The organism is Arthrobacter sp. 08Y14 (assembly GCF_002929455.1).
GTDB classification, from domain to species: Bacteria; Actinomycetota; Actinomycetes; order Actinomycetales; family Micrococcaceae; genus Arthrobacter_B; species Arthrobacter_B sunyaminii.
Map to the genome: position 1 here is coordinate 36,046 of NZ_PJIX01000003.1, position 16,093 is coordinate 52,138.

Consider the following 16,093-nt stretch of genomic DNA (forward strand, 5'->3'; position numbering starts at 1 on the left):
GGGTTCAGTACTCGTAGAACCCGGCGCCGGACTTGCGGCCGAGCTTCCGTTCTGCCACAAGTCCGGCCACCGCTGCGTTGGGTGCGTCCGCCGGGTCCCCGGTCTCGGCGTAAACGGCCCGGGCCATGAAGTCGATGACGTCCAGACCCACCATGTCCATCAGCTGGAAGGGGCCCATGGGATGCCCGAGGGCTGAGCGGGCTGTGGTGTCGATGTCCTCGATGCTGGCGATCCCGGCCTCTGCGAGGGCCAGCGCCTCACGCTGCAGCGCCACCATCAGGCGATTGGCGATAAACCCGGGAATTTCGCGGTGGATGAGCACCGGTTCTTTTCCGAGCCGGCGGGCCACTTCCAGCGTCGTCTCGACGGTGGCATCGGACGTTTTCGCATGCCGGACGATTTCTACGCATTTCATGACGAGCGCGGGGTTGAAGAAATGCATGTTGCACACCTGCTCCGGCCGGCCCGAGACCTCGGCAACCTTCGAGGAGCCCAGCGTTGAGGAATTGGTGGCCAGCACCGCGTGCGCCGGTGCAGCACGGCCAAGGCGTTCGAAGATTCCGAGCTTGAGGTCCAATCGTTCGGTTGCCGCTTCAATCGCAAAATCCGCCCCGGCAGCGCAGGTCTCCAGATCGGTGCTGAAGGACAGCCGGCCAAGTGCCTTCCCGGCGTCCTCGCGGTCGAGCTTGCCCTTGGCCACCCGTCCGGCCGCCCAGCCGCTGAGGTCCGCCTCGGCTGCTTCAAGCATGGCAGGGCTGATGTCATGCAGCGTTGCCGTGTATCCGGCAAGCGCGGCGCTCATGGCGATCTGGCGTCCCATGGTCCCGGCGCCGATCACGAGAATGTTCCGGATTGATCCGGGTCTTTGCTGATTCATCCGGGGATTCCGCCCGTCAGATAAACGGTGGTGGTGTGGGTGAAAAACTCTTTGGCGGCGCCGCCCTGTTCCTTGGGGCCGAAGCCCGACTTTTTGGCGCCGCCGAAGGGCACGTGGGGATCGGCGCCGGCCGACTCGGAATTCACGTGCAGGATGCCGACATCCAAATCATCCATGGCGGAGAGGACCCGGGTGATGTCCTGGGTGAACAAAGCACAGGACAGGCCGAAGTCGCTCTCATTGGCAAGGCGGAAGGCCTCTTGGGCGTCTGCTGCCCGGCGGACCGTGAGCACCGGGCCGAAGAACTCGTCCCGCCACGCGGTGTTGGCCGCGGAAGCCGGTCCTTCGGGCACTTCCAGCACAGTCGGGGCCAGGAAGCTGTCCCCGGCAGGCATCGCCGCGCCGTCATCCCGACCGGCCTCCGCACCGCCGTAGACGAGTTGGGCGCCCTGGCTTAACGCAGTGCGGATGCCGGTGCGGATGCCGCCGGCCGCGGATCCGGAAACCAGCGGACCCATATGCACGGTTGGATCGGTGGGGTCTCCCACCCGCCAGTCCTTGAGCCGGGCGAGGAGCCGTCCGAGAAACTCGTCGGCGATCGGTTCAGTCAGAATCAGGCGAGACGTTGCCGTGCACTTCTGTCCGGTGGAGCGGAACGCACCAAAGACCACCTGCTCCACGGCTAGGTCAAGATCCGCGTCGGCCAGTACGATCGCTGCGTTCTTGCCGCCCATCTCCGCCTGGACCGGAACGCCGCGGCCTGCGGCTTTGCGGGACAGCTCACGTCCGACGCCGGTGGACCCGGTGAAGGTCAGACCGTCCAGGTCCGGGTGCTCCACGATCCGGGTGCCCAGGGCGCCGGGGCCGATCAGCAGATTCAGCGCTCCGTCCGGCAGGCCTGCGTCCTGCAGTGCCTCGGCCAGGCGCATGGCCAGCAACGGCACAGTGGACGCGGGCTTCCACACCACGGTGTTGCCGAAAACGAGGGCCGGCGCGATCTTCCAGGCCGGAATGGCGATGGGAAAGTTGAAGGGTGTGACAACGCCAATGACCCCGAGCGGTTTTCGGGTGACCAGGATCCGCTCTCCACGGCGGGGCGAGGAAAAGACTTCCCCGGCGGGCCGGTCCCCTTCATTGCCGAAATATCGCAGGATCTGGGCTGCGCGCGACACTTCGCCAATGCCTTCAGCGAGGGTCTTTCCTTCCTCGCGGGCCAGCTCGAGACCCCAGTCCCTGGCATTGGCATCGATGCAGGCCGCGGCGCGCAGCAGCACGGCTCCGCGCTCATGCATGGGCGTCTGCGCCCACCCGCGGGCAGCGGCGCGGGCCGCGGCCATCGCGCGGTCGACGTCGTCGGCGGTGGCCTGGGCGCCGGCCGCCACCACCTCGCCGTCGAGGGCCGGATTGGTGGAGGCCAGCAGGGGGCCTGTTCCCTCTTCCCACTGCCCGCCAATGAACTGGCGAAGAGCAACAGTGCGGGGAGGAGCAGTGGCGGGGGCTTTTGTCATGTCCATGGTCGGTGTCCTTTCCAGCCTCAGCGGAAGGCCGGAATGCCGGTGAGCTTGTTGCCCAGGATCAGGGTGTGCACTTCGTCGGTGCCCTCGTAAGTGCGGACGGATTCCAGATTGTTGGCGTGGCGCAGCGGCGAGTAGTCCAGGGTGATGCCGTTGCCGCCCAGGATGGTCCGTGCCTGGCGGCAGATGTCGATGGCCTCCCGGCAGTTGTTCAGCTTGCCCACACTGATCTGGTGCGGTGTCAGCAGCCCGGCATCCTTTTGCCGGCCCAGGTGCAGGGCGAGCAGGAAGCCCTTGTTGATCTCCAGGGCCATGTCCACCAGCTTCTGCTGGGTCATCTGATAGCCGGCGAGCGGCTTGCCGAACTGCAGCCGTTCCTGTGCATACGCCAGCGCCGCCTCGAACGCATCCCGTGCCGCGCCCATGGCTCCCCAAATAATGCCGTAGCGTGCTTCATTCAGGCAGGAGAACGGACCCTTGAGCCCCACGACGCCGGGGAGTACCGCTTCAGCCGGCAACCGGACATCCGTCAGCTCGATCTCGCACTGGATGGAGGCCCGCATTGAGAGCTTGGGTTCGATGGGTGTTGCCGCGAAGCCCGGCGTGCCGGTGGGGACCACAAAGCCGCGCACCCCTTCGTCCGTCTGCGCCCAGATCACTGCCACAGCGGCAACATTTGCCAACCCGATCCATCGTTTGGTGCCGTTGAGCACCCAGTCACTTCCGTCCCTTCGTGCAAAGGTGGACATGCCTGCGGGATCTGATCCGGCGCTGGGCTCCGTGAGGCCGAAGCAGCCAATGGCCTCGCCGGCGGCCATCTTCGGCAGCCACTCCTGTTTCTGGTCTTCGGATCCGTGCTTGTGGATGGCGGACATGGCCAGGGAACCCTGCACCGAGACGAACGTCCGCAATCCTGAGTCCCCGGCTTCGAGCTCGGCGCCTGCGAGGCCGTAATCCACGGCGGAGCGGCCGGCGCAGCCGTAGCCTGTCAGATGCATGCCCAGCAGCCCGAGCTTTGCCATCTCCGGGACAATCTCCAAGGGGAACCGGGCCTCCTCGTACCACCAGGCAATGTTCGGTTTGATCTCCGAGTTGACGAAGTCGCGGACGGTCGCCCGCAGCTGGAGCTCGTCGGGGCTTAGCAGGGAATCGAAGTCAATCAGATCAGCCGGGTCGGTGGTCAGGGACGGGTCTGTAACGGTCATGGGGGTGCTCCTGCATTCTGGTTCGAAAAACATCTGGTGCGAAAAACTGTCTGGTATTAGGAACGGGCCGCCGGGGCGCCGTCGTCTGCCTTCGGGGCCTTGGACGCCAGCCAGGAAACGACGTCCCCGGTGTCCTGGCCCAGCCGGGGCGGCGCGTCTGTGCGGGGGGCGAAGGGGGGATCCCACGTGATCGGGTGCCGGATCTGGCGGCCCAGAATGCTTCCGGAAGCGTCACGGACATCGATGGTGGGTTCCAGCCCGAGCGATTCGGCGTAAGCCAGGCCCTGATCGATGGTGGCAACCTTCCCGGCAGGCACGCCCGCAGCGGAAAGGCGTGCCTGCCATTCCTCCGCCGGCGCCCGGGAAAGAGCGCGCTCAAGCAGCGGAATGAGGTCCCGCCGGTGGGCCACCCGATCCTTGTTGGTGACGAAGCGCGGGTCGGAGGCCAGACCAGGGACATCGAGTTCGCGGCACAGTCTGGCGAACTGGGAATCGTTGCCGCAGGCGACCGCCACCGGGCCGTCCGCCGCTTCAAGAAGCTGATACGGCACAATCGACGGGTGCTCATTGCCCATCCGGCCCGGAATTTCACCGGCGCCCAAAAACGCCTGAGCCTGGTTGGCTAGGGCCCCCTGCAGGCTTGAGAGCAGGTTCATTTTGAGGTGTGCCCCCCGGCCGCCGGACTGACGGGCTGCCAGAGCGGCGAGGATCCCGATCACCGTATCCTTGGCGGTGAGCACGTCAACAAGGGCAACCCCGGCCTTGGCCGGGCTGCCTTCCGCCTCCCCGGTGATGCTCATGAGGCCGCCGAGCGCCTGGACAATGAAGTCATAGCCGGGCAGGTCCGCGCCGCCCCGGTCGCCAAAACCGGAGATGGAGGCATAAACAAGTCCGGGGTTGCGGTCTGCAAGGTCTCCGTAACCGAGCCCGATTTTGTTCATGCCGCCGGGTTTGAAGTTTTCCACCAGGACATCGGCCTGAAGCGCCAGTTCCACCCCCAGCGCCAAATCCGCAGGTTCGGCCAGATCCAGGCAGATGGATTCCTTGTTCCGGTTCACGGAATCGAAATAGGTGGTGCCGGTGGATGAATAGGGCGGACCCCAATGCCGGGTGTCGTCTCCGGTGCCGGGACGCTCCACCTTGATCACTCTGGCACCCAGGTCCGCAAGCATCATTGTTGCCAGCGGACCGGCCAGGACGCGGGAGAAATCGGCAACGAGGATGCCTTCGAGGGGCCGCTTCATGAGTGGGATCCGTTCATAGGCACCATTCCACACCGTGCGGCCCGGTCCGCCACCCGTGAATTCCGCTATGCGGTACACGAGTTTGTCATCCCGGGGTTATTCTCCGGAGCCGCCGATCCACCCCCAACAAGTCGCCCCGGTCCGGGTTTATAACGCCGTTTTTCACTATCCGGAATGCTGCATTGCTTCACAGTGTGATGCTGATTACAGTTTCTGAACCAAGCACTACAGAAATGCCTCGCCTTGAAGTTCCGGAGCAGGCGTTGACTGTTGATCCCCCCCACGGCCCATCCCCTTCGAAGGAAGATTGGTACAACACATGCGAGCTCTTTCCACGCGCCAGCGTCGGCGCGGTTACTCTGCCGTAGCCGTCATCGCACTGGCTCTTTCTGTCAGCGCCTGCGCTGAATCTGCGGCGTCTGAATCCGCTCAGGTTGAATCACTGAATGTCGGCAGCACAACAAGCATTGCAGGAGTGGGCGTTCGCAATGCCATTGCCAGCGGGAAGTTCGAAGATGTTGGGCTCTCCGTTACAGCCACTGGCGTTAAGTCCGGCAACGACGCCGTGCCCCAGTTGCTGAGCGGGGACCTGCAGATCGCCCAGGTCGACACCACAACGGCGATGCAGGCGATTGAAAAGGGAATACCGGTCAAGATCCTTGCCGCAGCCGGTGTTCAGTCCACCGACGGAGCTCCCGGCGAGCCGTCCACCGGCAGCGTGCTGGTCACTCCGGACAGCGACATCAAGACCGCCGCAGACCTCGAGGGAAAGAACTTGGGCGTGCCGGCCATCAACAACCAGATCTGGATGAATATTCGGGTGGCTGTGGATGAAGCCGGCGGCGATTCCTCCCAGGTGAAGTTCATTGAAATCCCGGGCCCGCAGGCCGTTGACCTGCTCCTCAAGGGCGACGTGGATGCCACCACCGCTTCTGAGCCCATGGCCTCAGCGACCGTGGCCGAGGGGAAGGCCAGGCTCATCAACAGCACGGACGTTCCCGGTGGCAAGGGTGATCCCAGTTCGGTGTACATCGCCACCACTGAGTTCATCGCGCAGAATCCGGACACCCTGAAGAAGTTTGTTTCCGCGGTCTACACGGCCCAGGACGAAGTCAATAAGGACAAGGAGCTGGGCAAGAAGATAGCCGTGGAACAGTTGGGCTACAAGACCGAGCAACTCGCCAACGCCTTCGTCCTTGACTTCGGAACCCAGGCCATTGATTCGGAGCGGCTCGGCTCAGTGGCCGAGATGGCCGTGAAGTACGGCATCCTTAGCAGCCTCCCGGACCCGGCTACCCTGTTGGCGGACGTCCAGTGACGCTGAGTACCTCACGCAGCGCCGCGCCCCCGCAGACGCTGGCCCCCGGCTCCGGCGCCAAGTCGCGCCGGATCAGTTCCCGGCCGAGCACGCCCCCGGCCTCGGGACTGCGCGGCGGGCTCCGCACTTTTCGGTGGCAGGTGGTTGCAGTCCTGGCCGTTCTCCTGATCTGGCAGCTGGCGGCCGCCACCTCGGACGGCAGCCTGCCGGGACCGCTCCAGGTCGCCTCGGCCCTAGCCAGTCTGTGGGGGACAGGTGCCTACTGGACTGCCGTCCTGACCACCCTCAAAGTATGGGCACTCGGCCTGGCCATCTGCACCGTTATTGGCATACCGCTGGGCCTGCTGATCGGCATCTCCGTCAATGCCACCCGCAGCACACGGTGGGTTATCGACTTCTTCAGGACCATCCCAACGATCGCGCTGCTTCCGCTGGTGCTGCTGCTCTTTGGCCCCAGCATCCGGATGGAGATCACGCTGATTGTCCTGTCCGCGGTGTGGCCGCTCATGATCCAGTCCATGTACGCGGTCAAGCAGGTGGAGCCCGTCCTGAAGTGGGTCACCAAAGTCTTTCGGGTGTCGCGCCGCGACCGGCTCCGTTATCTGTGGGCGCCCAGCGTCACGCTCCTGGTTACCACCGGGATGCGGTTGGCTGCCACCATTGCGCTGCTGATGACCGTCAGCGCCGAGTACATTGGCGGCGCTGACGGACTCGGCAAGCAGCTCTCGATCTCCGAGCAGGCTTTCCAGCGGCCCGAAGTCATTGCCTACGCCCTCACCGCCGGGATCATCGGCCTTGGTGTCAACATGCTGATCCTCTTCGTCCAACGCCGCCTGTTGTGGTGGCATCCGATCACCCGAGGGGAGCGTGCCTAATGAACGCCCTGAAGAAAATTGCCTGGGAGCTCTGGCTTCCGATCGTGCTCATTATCCTGTGGCTGGTCTTTTCCGCTGCAAGCACGTCTTTCTACTTCCCTCCGCTGTCCCGCATCATGGAGCAGTTTGTCCAGATCTGGTTCTTCGACGGAATTATCAGCGATCTCGTTCCCAGCCTGCAGCGGATCCTGCTGGGCTTCCTCCTGGCCGTCCTTGTGGGGGTGGGCGGCGGCATTCTGCTGGGGCTGCTGCGGCGTACGGAAGAGGCCCTGCGTCCTCTTCTTGAACTCCTGCGGTCAACGCCCGGAGTTGCCCTGCTGCCGATCGCCACCTTATTCCTCGGCGTGGGCCAGGAAATGAAGCTCTTCATGATCGCGCTTGCCTGCACCTGGCCGATCCTGCTCAACACCATTGACGGTGTCCGCTCGGTGGAGCCCGTCCTGCTGCAGGTGGCCAAGAGCTACCGCCTGACACTGTGGCAGCGCATCCGGTTCATCTATGTCCCGAACGCTGCCCCGCAGATTTTTGCCGGCGCACGGCTGTCACTGGCCATCGCCGCCGTGGTGATGGTCGTGACCGAAATGATTGGCTCACCCGGCGGTGTGGGCTACTTCGTCCTCAACGCGCAGCGGAACTTCGACATCCTGAGCATGTGGACGGGCATCATCATGCTTGGCCTGCTCGGTTATCTCCTGAACCTTGCCTTCCGCCTGGCCGAGAACCGCATCCTCCGTTGGCACCACATCAAGAACGCTTAGGAAATGACTATGAACCAGCCAGCCGCCACCCAGAAGTTCCCTACGCCGCAGTCCGCCGGCGAAACGTTGCTCTCCGTGCGCAACCTCGGCAAGAGTTATGGGCCGAACCAGGTCCTTGGAGACATCAGCGTGGACGTACGCACCGGTGAGTTCCTGTGCATTGTGGGCCCTTCAGGGGCGGGGAAGACAACCCTGCTGCAATGCCTGTCCGGACTGATCGCTCCGACCTCCGGATCGGTGTCGCTGCGCGGCGTCGAAGTGAACGAACCACCCGCCGAAATGGCCATCGTCTTTCAGGATTATTCCCGGTCGCTGATGCCCTGGCTGTCCGTCCTGGACAATGTTGCCCTCCCGTTGCGCTCCACCAAGATGGCCAAGGCGGATATCAAGAAGAAGGCTACGGCGGCGCTGGAGGAGGTGGGCCTGGCCGGACATCTGGGCAAGTATCCCTGGCAGCTCTCCGGCGGCATGCAGCAGCGCGTTGCCATTGCCCGGGCACTCGCCTTCGAGCCGGCCATTGTCCTGATGGACGAGCCGTTTGCATCGGTGGACGCGCAGACGCGCTCCGATTTGGAGGACCTGACCCTGAAGCTCAAGCAGCATCTGGGCATCACCATCGTGCTCGTGACCCATGACATTGATGAGGCCGTCTACCTGTCCGATCGCGTCCTGGTCCTCGGCGGCCGGCCCACCAAGGTTGTTGACCTGATTGAAACGCATCTCGGGGATGACCGGGACCAGATCAGCACCAAGTCCACCGCCCAGTTCGCCGAGCTGCGTGCCAAGGTTTACCAGGAAATCCGCACCCAGCCCGCCCCGGGTCAGGTATGAGCACGCCAACTGCCCGCACGGCGGCGACGAGGCGTTGGGGGAGCAGCCATGCTCGATGAACAAACCATCACCGGGATCGCGGACGAGCTCGTCGAAGCGGGCCGGACCCGGATCCCGGTGCCCCGCCTCACCGCCCGCTACCCGGACATGACGGTGGAGGACGCCTACCGGGTCCAGACACTCTGGCGGCAGCGCTGCGAGGCCGAAGGCCGCCGGCTGGCAGGCCGGAAAATTGGCCTGACCTCGCGTGCCATGCAGCTGGCAACGGGTATCACCGAGCCGGACTACGGTGTCATTTTCGCCGACATGGTCCTGGAGAACGGCTGTACGGTGCAATGGGACCAGTACAGCTTCCCGCGGGTTGAAGTGGAGCTGGCCTTTGTCCTCAAGCGGGACATCGCCGGCCCCGGCGCCACCATCTTTGACGTGCTGAACGCCACGGAGTATGTGGTGCCAGCACTGGAGATCCTGGACTCGCGCATCGAGATGGCAGGCCGCACCATCGTGGACACCATCTCCGACAATGCCGCGATGGGAGCCATGGTCCTGGGCGGCAACCCTGTGCGCCCGCGGGACATCGACCTGCGCTGGGTTTCCGCCGTTCTCTACCGGAATCAAGGCATTGAGGAAACCGGCGTCGCGGCCGGCGTCCTGGGCCACCCGGCCGCCGGCGTGTATTGGCTGGCCAACAAAATTGCCCCCCACGGTGACGGGCTGAAAGCCGGGGAGATCATCCTTGCCGGCTCCTTCACCCGACCGATGCCCGTGCACCGCGGTGACACGGTCTTCGCCGACTACGGAAAATTAGGAACCATCACGTGCCGCTTCGAGTAGCTCCCGACGCCTCCTTTAAAGCCCTGTTCGAGGGAAACGACCGGGTCATCACCGGGATGTTCCTCTGCAGCGGTGACGCCGGAGTCGCCGAAATCTGCGCAGGATCCGGACTGGACTACCTGCTCATCGATGCCGAACACGGCCCGATGGGGCTTGAATCCATCCTTGCCCAGCTCCGGGCCATCGCGGGCTATCCCACAGCCGCCGTGGTGCGGGTCCCGGTCAATGACCCGGTCATCATCAAGCAGGTCCTTGACCTCGGCGCCCAGTCGCTGATTGTTCCCATGATCAACACCGCCGGGCAGGCGGCGGACGCGGTTTCCTCTGTCCGCTACGCCCCGCGCGGCCACCGCGGTGTCGGCGCGGCGCTGGCCCGCTCCGCCCGATGGAACCGGCTGCCGGACTATCTGCAGCGCGCGGAGGAACTGCTCACCGTGCTGGTGCAGATTGAGTCGGTGGAGGCGGTAGGAAACGCCGCGGACATTGCCCGCGTGGACGGGGTCGACGGCGTGTTCATCGGGCCGTCCGACCTCGCCGCAACCATGGGACTGCTTGGGCAGCAGCAGCACCCCGACGTGGTGTCGGCCGTGGTGCGCGTTATCCGGGTGGTAAAGGACGCCGGCAAGATTGCAGGCGTCAACGCGTTTGTCCCCGCGCAGGCCCAGACCTATATCGACGCCGGCGCGGATTTCGTGAATGTCGGCGCCGACGTTTCCGTGCTGGCGCGCGGCGCGGAGGCGCTGGCCGCCGCGTTCAGAGCCGGACCCGCGGACGGCGTTTCTGCGGTCCGGGCCAGCTATTAGCAGCACAGGCATCCGAGCGGCGAAAACCCGCGAAACCGCTCCGGCGGCCGCATTTCCGGATACCGGAATTCAGGCTTACCGGTGCGCATCTTGGAGAATATCGTCGCACCAGAACCCAGACCCCCAATGAAAGGCGGGACCGGCATGACTCCCCGCATTATCGACCGGCTGGTCGACCATATCCTGGACACCCCTTTTGAAGCCTTCAGCGAAGACGTGATTGAGGCGGCGAAAATGCGGCTTATCGACACCCTGGGCTGCTCCGTTTCGGGGGCGGGGGGAGCCGGCAACGATGCGGTGCTCCGGGTCGTCAGCGCCCTGGGCGGGGCACCGCAGGCGTCGGTGGTAGCCAGCGGCGAGAAACTGGCGCTTCCCTACGCCGCCATGATCAACTCGCTGCAGAGCAGGACCTTCGACTTTGAGGTCTGCGGACCGGAACCCGAGGGCGTGAACGCCGGCAAAATGGTGGGCCACGTGGCCAGTACCACCGAACCCACCGCTCTCAACGTCGGCGAGTACATGCACTCCAGCGGCCGGGAGCTGCTCGCGGCAGTAATCCTCGGCGGGGACGTGGCTGCCCGCGTCTCGGTGGCGAATACCTTCAACTTCGACGCAGACTTCGAAGTCTGCGGCACCTCGAACGCGTTTGGTGCAACGGCGGTGGCCGGCCGGCTCATGGGCCTGACCAGCGACCAGCTGCGCAACGCCTTTGGAATCCTGCTCAACCTGATGGCCGGGTCCTACCAGGGCATTTGGGACGGTGTTCCGTCCTTCAAGCTCCCCGGCGCTATGGCGGCCTTCAACGGCATTCTCAGCTGCCAGCTCTCGGTGGCAGGTTTTGACGGCGTCCGCGACGCCCTGGAAAGCCGGCTGGGATATTTCAGCCTGTACACGGATGATCCGCACCCCGAGGCAATGACCGCTGACCTGGGTGACATTTTCTACGTCCGAGGGCAGCACAAAATGCATCCGTCCTGCTACGGGAACCACAACCCCATCGACTGTGCCCTGGAGGTCAGGGCGGAACACGGGTTTGCCGGCGACGACGTTGCGCAGGTGTATCTGGACGTTCTGCCCCAGCGCATTGATCATTTCCTCAACCAGGTTCCCGGCCCGGATGACCTGCAGCCGAAGTTTCTGTTCAGCATTCCCTACGGCGTGGCCAATGCACTGTACCGGGGGCGTCCGGAACTGGAGCATTACAGCGAACCGGCCATCCGTGATCCGCGGATCCTGGATCTGGCGTCCCGGGTGGTGCTTCGGCCCAATCTGCCCAGCGGCAAGACGCACGCCATCCGGCTCACCATCCTCCTCAAGGATGGCCGCGAAGTTGAGTTCTTCCGCGAGAATCCCGTTGGCTGGCTTGATGACCCGGTGGGGTATGACGACGTCGTCGCCAAGTACCGGCGCAACGTCCGGTTCAACGGCACACTCCCGCAGGAGCAGGCCGAGCGCGCCCTGGAACTGATCCACAAACTCGAAGACGTCCCGGACGTCGCAGAACTTGCAAAGCAGCTGTCGCTGTAATGCACCACCGCCCCCGCCATGCAGGGGCCGCACAGCACCATTTCCGCACAACCAAAGGATGGAATCAACATGACCCTGACCACCAGCACCGAAGCGCAGGTCAAGACTGAGTTCAACCCTCGCCTGGCCCACCTCGGCATCTTCTGCAAAGACCTCGACGCGATGGTTGAGTTCTACTGCCGGGAATTCGGCATGATCATCAGTGACTCCGGGCTCGGAAAGTCCGGTAAGGCAGCCACCAAGCGCCGCGGCGCGTTCCTCACCGGTGACCCGAGCGAGCACCACCAGCTGGCACTGATCGAAGGCCGCGCACCGGAAACCCCGCCCACCACGGCACAGATTTCCTTCCTCGTGCCCAACCTCAGCGAACTGCGGGCTTTCTGGCGCCACGTCGTCACCACCGGCATTCCGGTTCAGGTTGTCAAAAACCACGGCAACGCCTGGAGCATCTACATCGATGATCCGGACGGCAACATGATCGAGGTCTACACCCACTCCGACTGGTACACGCAGCAGCCGCTTGGGGAACCGCTGAACCTGGAGGACAGCGAAGAAGAGATTCTGCGCCAGACCGAGGCACTCGTCAGCCAGGACCCGCAGGCCCGGCCGCGGACGGAGTGGATGGCTGAGCAAGCAGCAAAACTCAAGGCTGCCCGAGTCGCACTCGCCTCGTGACCGCCGACGTCGGGGAGTTCCGCAGCGTCTGGACCTACCTGAACCGCACCCCGCACGCCCTCCGCACCGTGGAGGCGCGCGGGGTGCGCACCAGGTACCTGGAAGCGGGCGATCCCTCCAACCCTGCCCTCATTTTGCTGCATGGCACGGCCGGCAGCCTGGAGAACTTCTGCGCCAATTATGAGGCGCTGTCCCGGGATTACCACGTCCTGGGACTGGATCTGCTGGGCTGCGGATACACGGACAAGCCGGACTTCGATTATCAGATTTCCGACTATGCAGCGCATGTGCGCGACTTCATGGACGCCCTGGGTATCAGGGAGGCCTCTCTCATCGGCGTGTCCCTGGGATCCTGGGTGGCCGCCCGGCTGGCCAGGGACCTGCCGGAGCGGATTGTGTCCCTCGTTGCCCTCGCACCGGCCGGTATCGTCGTCGACGCCGCTGCCGAGGAGAGCTTCGCAGCTGACGTACGGCGGCGCCGCGGTGCCGCCGCAGCGGATCCGACGTGGGAGACGGTGAGTGCGGCCATGGGCCGTCTCATGCTGCACCGGGAGGATCTTATCGATGACCTCGTGGCCGTGCGCCTGGGGATTTACCGGCAGGATTCCATGAAGGCCGCCATGGGCCATCTCCTTGCTTTCACCCGCGGGAACAACAAACTGACCCGGGCGGAGTGGTCCGAGATCCGCCAGCCCATGCTGGTGGTGGCGTCCGTTGATGCGCCGAACATGTTCCTGGACAACGCGTATGAGATCACGCGCCTGGTGCCGGGGGCCGAACTCTACGAAATGCACGGGTGTGACCACTGGCCGCAGTTTGAGCAGCCGGAGCAGTTCCATGAAGCGGTGCTCGGGTTTTTGGGCAGGCATGTAAAGGGCCGTGAACTCAGCGACGCCCGCTGACGGCAGAAGGGCCGGCCGGACACCGCAGTGTCCGGCCGGCCCTTCGGGCTTTAAACGCATGTGCCCGTGCAGGAACAGATCAGCGCAGGATCTCTTCAGTACAGAACCGGCGAGGACGTACAAAAAGGGGCGGGATGTCTTCATCCCGCCCCTTTCGCGTGCTGCCGGCTACTTGTAGTAGGCCAGGGTTCCGAAGTCGGTGAACGGTGCAGGGGGCAGCCCGAACAGGGTCTTGATGTACTGGCCCGCCGCCAGTTCCCGGCCTGCCGAACCGTGGTTCCGTGCGGCCATCAGGTCCCGGAAGGTCTGCTGCAGCGGATTGCTGGAGGCGGATGCGGCAGCGCCGGCAATGGGCCAGATGTCGGCAAAGGATTCGAAGCACGTGGCATTGGCCTGCGCTGATTCATAACGGATCCGCATGCGCTCCAGCGGAGTTGCTTCCTCTCCGCGGCAGGCAATGTCAAAGAGCGTCCGCCAGTTCTGCAGGTGGCGCTCCCGGGCCGTACCGATCTTGGTCAGCGACTCGGCCACCTTAAGGTGCAGGAACGGGTTCTGGGCGATGGGGGATCCGGTGCCCTGACGGGTGAGGCGCAGGCGGGACTGCTCAATGAACGTGTTGATGCCGCCAAGTCCTGCGCCAAGGACGGTGTTTGTGGGTGTGGCGTTGAAGACGGCGGAGAAGGACATCCAGTACAGGGGAACGTTGTTTACCGCCCAGCCCGGGTTCTCGTCATTGTAGGTGTCGATGAATTTATGCACCCGGTAATCCGGCACCAAGACGTCAGTGAGGGAGACTGATTTGCTGCCGGTGCCCTTGAGGCCTTGAACATCCCAGCTGTCATGGTCCACCACCACGTCGGCAATCGGCACAACAAAGGCTTTGTCGCCTCCGCCCAGAATCACCCACTGGGCATGGTCAACACCGCTGGAGAAAGTCCAGGTGCCGTTTAGGAGATAGCCGTCACCGGTCTCCGTCACCTTGCCGATCGGAGCGTAGGAGCTCGAGGCCCGGGTGTCCGGGCCGGTGGACCAGAACTCATCCTGCATCCGCTCGGACATGAGGGCGATCTCGAAAGAGTGCACGTTGAGCTGGCCTGCGATCCAGGCGGCGGACGCGTCGGCTTCGGCGATTTTCATGATGCCTTCGAAGAAGGATGCCGGGTCCATCTCAAGTCCGCCGTAGCGCAGGGGAGTGAAGGCCCGGAACAGTCCGGTCCCAATCATGTCCCTGACAGTGGCGTCGGGAACCCGCCCCTCGGCCTCGGACTGCTCCCGGCGGGATCGGACGTCCTCCAGGATCCCGTCAACGGCCGCGAGGTAATCCTGGCCGGCGGACAGAGCGCGTTCCCGGTAAGCGGACCAATCAAGGTTGCGGGGGTTTGAATCGGTGATGGTGGCTGGGTTCAGGGAGTCGGACAAAGTCGACATGTTCCCTCCTCTTGTTTCTTCGATGTGGTTCGCGTCGTCGCATTAGGGCGGGGTGACGCAGGTCAGGGGTAATCGGGGGACGCTGTTATCCGGTCCCTTTTAGATTTCGGGGAGTGGTTACGGTGCCAGGAGGCGGAGCAGGACCCGGCGTGCAGCTTCCAGATCCGAGGGGTCGATGCCGTTCAGCTGTGCGGAGGTGAATTCCCGGGCGCTGCTCAGGAGGTCACGGCGCACTGCGCGGCCGGCGTCCGTCAGCTCAAACACGTTGTTCGAGGAAGCGGCAACCCACCCCCTGGCGCGGAACTCGCTCAGTGTGTCCTCCACTGTGGCTTCGCCCAGCAGTGCCCGTTCGGAGATCTCGGCAGCTGTTGCCGGGGCACCATCCAGCAGGTTTATCACCCGGCTTCCCACAACGTTGATGTCCAGGCGGCTCCGGTACTCGTCAAAAAGGCTGGACATGTGCTGTTCCGTTGCCTTCAGCAGGGACATGAACAGAGGCTGGTCCCCGCCGGCGTCGGCAGGTTTGACCGAGGGCGCCGCTGAGGTCAGCTCCACTTGGGGATGTGCCTCGGCGATGCCGTACTGCCCCTGTGCGAAGAGCAGGGGTGCACCGTCCAACCGCGTGCAGCTGCTGACCCGGCCAATGATGATCTGGTGATCCCCGCCGTCGTGGGTTGCCTCCAGGGTGCATTCGAAGTGCGCAATGGCCTGGTCCAGGAGAGGGTCGCCGTGTATGCCGGCGGTCCAGGAAACCTGGTCAAACTGATCGTCCTGCGGGCGTGCGAAGAGGCCGGAGACAGCCACCTGGTCCTCGGCCAGAACACTGACCCCAAAGTGTCCGTTGCGGGCAAAGGTGTCGCGGTTGCGGGATTCATTGCGGATGGACCACGAGATGAGCGGGGGATCCAGGGAGACGGCTGCAAATGAGTTGACCGCCATGCCCACCTGGCTGGTTCCGTCCGACGTGGTGATGATGGTGACGCCAGTTGCAAACTGTCCAAGGGCCCGCCGGAAGGCACGGGGGTCCTCCGCGGGATCTCCCCGCTCAATGATGCCGGCGGCGGTTGGCTGCGGCGAATAGGTGGTGCTCATTTCCTGGTCTCCTTGTTGGTCCGGCATGACCGTCACGGCGCATGTCTCCTCGCCCCAAAGTATGGTCCGGGACCGGGCGCGCCGGGAACGGGCGTTCCGAATGCCGGGATAGTTACCGGCGGCCGCCCCCGGTATTCCGCACAGCGGAAGAGGACCCGGCGACCCCGCGGGATCCGCCATAGACTCGCCGGGTAGCGCTTCCTGCTATAC

15 protein-coding genes are annotated in these 16,093 nt (G+C 64.3%); 9 read left to right on the top strand and 6 right to left on the bottom strand.

What is annotated here, in order from left to right:
• Window positions 1-4: 4 nt before the first annotated feature.
• Genes CXR03_RS12670 through CXR03_RS12685 form a run of 4 tightly spaced genes read right to left on the bottom strand, consistent with a single transcriptional unit; the run spans window position 5 to window position 4,840 of the window.
• Complete coding sequence (locus tag CXR03_RS12670) at window positions 5-877, bottom strand: 3-hydroxyacyl-CoA dehydrogenase family protein (RefSeq protein ID WP_104104165.1); 873 nt, start codon at window positions 875-877, stop codon at window positions 5-7.
• Entirely contained in the window at window positions 874-2,391 is a 1,518-nt protein-coding gene (locus tag CXR03_RS12675; RefSeq protein ID WP_258073636.1) for an aldehyde dehydrogenase, read from the bottom strand. The genes CXR03_RS12670 and CXR03_RS12675 overlap by 4 nt, the downstream gene beginning before the upstream one ends.
• 20 nt (window positions 2,392-2,411) lie before the next feature.
• Window positions 2,412-3,596, bottom strand: a complete 1,185-nt coding sequence (locus CXR03_RS12680; RefSeq protein ID WP_104104166.1) for an acyl-CoA dehydrogenase family protein — start codon at window positions 3,594-3,596, stop codon at window positions 2,412-2,414.
• A 56-nt stretch (window positions 3,597-3,652) separates the two neighbouring features.
• Window positions 3,653-4,840, bottom strand: a complete 1,188-nt coding sequence (locus tag CXR03_RS12685; protein WP_104104167.1) for a CaiB/BaiF CoA-transferase family protein — start codon at window positions 4,838-4,840, stop codon at window positions 3,653-3,655.
• Window positions 4,841-5,159: 319 nt separating this feature from the next.
• On the opposite strand from CXR03_RS12685, the gene CXR03_RS12690 reads away from it, so the two are divergent.
• The 9 genes from CXR03_RS12690 to CXR03_RS12730 all read left to right on the top strand — a co-directional run bounded on the left by CXR03_RS12690 (window position 5,160) and on the right by CXR03_RS12730 (window position 13,363).
• Window positions 5,160-6,158, top strand: coding sequence for an ABC transporter substrate-binding protein (locus tag CXR03_RS12690; RefSeq protein WP_104104168.1), 999 nt, complete (start codon window positions 5,160-5,162; stop codon window positions 6,156-6,158).
• A complete protein-coding gene (locus CXR03_RS12695; RefSeq protein ID WP_104104169.1) occupies window positions 6,155-7,033 on the top strand; it encodes an ABC transporter permease in 879 nt (292 codons plus the stop codon). Before CXR03_RS12690 ends, CXR03_RS12695 begins: the two co-directional genes overlap by 4 nt.
• Window positions 7,033-7,791 carry an ABC transporter permease gene (locus CXR03_RS12700; protein ID WP_104104170.1) on the top strand — a complete coding sequence of 253 codons (759 nt, stop codon included), beginning with the start codon at window positions 7,033-7,035 and terminating at the stop codon, window positions 7,789-7,791. The genes CXR03_RS12695 and CXR03_RS12700 overlap by 1 nt, the downstream gene beginning before the upstream one ends.
• Before the next feature lie 9 nt (window positions 7,792-7,800).
• Window positions 7,801-8,622, top strand: a complete 822-nt coding sequence (locus CXR03_RS12705; RefSeq protein WP_104104171.1) for an ABC transporter ATP-binding protein — start codon at window positions 7,801-7,803, stop codon at window positions 8,620-8,622.
• A 48-nt stretch (window positions 8,623-8,670) separates the two neighbouring features.
• A complete protein-coding gene (hpaH, locus tag CXR03_RS12710) occupies window positions 8,671-9,456 on the top strand; it encodes a 2-oxo-hept-4-ene-1,7-dioate hydratase (protein WP_104104172.1) in 786 nt (261 codons plus the stop codon).
• The gene (locus CXR03_RS12715) at window positions 9,441-10,259 is read left to right on the top strand and encodes an HpcH/HpaI aldolase/citrate lyase family protein (RefSeq protein ID WP_258073637.1); all 819 of its coding nucleotides are present in this window, start codon (window positions 9,441-9,443) and stop codon (window positions 10,257-10,259) included. The genes hpaH and CXR03_RS12715 overlap by 16 nt, the downstream gene beginning before the upstream one ends.
• A 144-nt stretch (window positions 10,260-10,403) precedes the next feature.
• A complete protein-coding gene (locus CXR03_RS12720) occupies window positions 10,404-11,786 on the top strand; it encodes an MmgE/PrpD family protein (protein ID WP_181034589.1) in 1,383 nt (460 codons plus the stop codon).
• Window positions 11,787-11,855: 69 nt separating this feature from the next.
• Window positions 11,856-12,461, top strand: coding sequence for a VOC family protein (locus tag CXR03_RS12725; protein WP_181034590.1), 606 nt, complete (start codon window positions 11,856-11,858; stop codon window positions 12,459-12,461).
• Window positions 12,458-13,363: an alpha/beta fold hydrolase gene (locus CXR03_RS12730; RefSeq protein ID WP_104104175.1), complete on the top strand. Its 906-nt coding sequence runs from the start codon at window positions 12,458-12,460 to the stop codon at window positions 13,361-13,363. The genes CXR03_RS12725 and CXR03_RS12730 overlap by 4 nt, the downstream gene beginning before the upstream one ends.
• 168 nt (window positions 13,364-13,531) lie before the next feature.
• Here CXR03_RS12730 and CXR03_RS12735 read toward each other — a convergent pair whose 3' ends face one another.
• Entirely contained in the window at window positions 13,532-14,791 is a 1,260-nt protein-coding gene (locus CXR03_RS12735; RefSeq protein ID WP_104104176.1) for an acyl-CoA dehydrogenase, read from the bottom strand.
• Window positions 14,792-14,908: 117 nt separating this feature from the next.
• Window positions 14,909-15,883 carry a flavin reductase gene (locus tag CXR03_RS12740; RefSeq protein ID WP_181034591.1) on the bottom strand — a complete coding sequence of 325 codons (975 nt, stop codon included), beginning with the start codon at window positions 15,881-15,883 and terminating at the stop codon, window positions 14,909-14,911.
• Window positions 15,884-16,093 lie beyond the last annotated feature (210 nt).

What these genes read in the sequence shown, in the direction of transcription:
- CXR03_RS12670 (WP_104104165.1), bottom strand. Translation starts at nt 877, where the DNA reads ATGAATCAGCAAAGACCCGGATCAATCCGGAACATTCTCGTGATCGGC.
- CXR03_RS12675 (WP_258073636.1), bottom strand. Translation starts at nt 2,391, where the DNA reads ATGGACATGACAAAAGCCCCCGCCACTGCTCCTCCCCGCACTGTTGCT.
- CXR03_RS12680 (WP_104104166.1), bottom strand. Translation starts at nt 3,596, where the DNA reads ATGACCGTTACAGACCCGTCCCTGACCACCGACCCGGCTGATCTGATT.
- CXR03_RS12685 (WP_104104167.1), bottom strand. Translation starts at nt 4,840, where the DNA reads ATGAAGCGGCCCCTCGAAGGCATCCTCGTTGCCGATTTCTCCCGCGTC.
- CXR03_RS12690 (WP_104104168.1), top strand. Translation starts at nt 5,160, where the DNA reads ATGCGAGCTCTTTCCACGCGCCAGCGTCGGCGCGGTTACTCTGCCGTA.
- CXR03_RS12700 (WP_104104170.1), top strand. Translation starts at nt 7,033, where the DNA reads ATGAACGCCCTGAAGAAAATTGCCTGGGAGCTCTGGCTTCCGATCGTG.
- CXR03_RS12705 (WP_104104171.1), top strand. Translation starts at nt 7,801, where the DNA reads ATGAACCAGCCAGCCGCCACCCAGAAGTTCCCTACGCCGCAGTCCGCC.
- hpaH (WP_104104172.1), top strand. Translation starts at nt 8,671, where the DNA reads ATGCTCGATGAACAAACCATCACCGGGATCGCGGACGAGCTCGTCGAA.
- CXR03_RS12720 (WP_181034589.1), top strand. Translation starts at nt 10,404, where the DNA reads ATGACTCCCCGCATTATCGACCGGCTGGTCGACCATATCCTGGACACC.
- CXR03_RS12725 (WP_181034590.1), top strand. Translation starts at nt 11,856, where the DNA reads ATGACCCTGACCACCAGCACCGAAGCGCAGGTCAAGACTGAGTTCAAC.
- CXR03_RS12735 (WP_104104176.1), bottom strand. Translation starts at nt 14,791, where the DNA reads ATGTCGACTTTGTCCGACTCCCTGAACCCAGCCACCATCACCGATTCA.
- CXR03_RS12740 (WP_181034591.1), bottom strand. Translation starts at nt 15,883, where the DNA reads ATGAGCACCACCTATTCGCCGCAGCCAACCGCCGCCGGCATCATTGAG.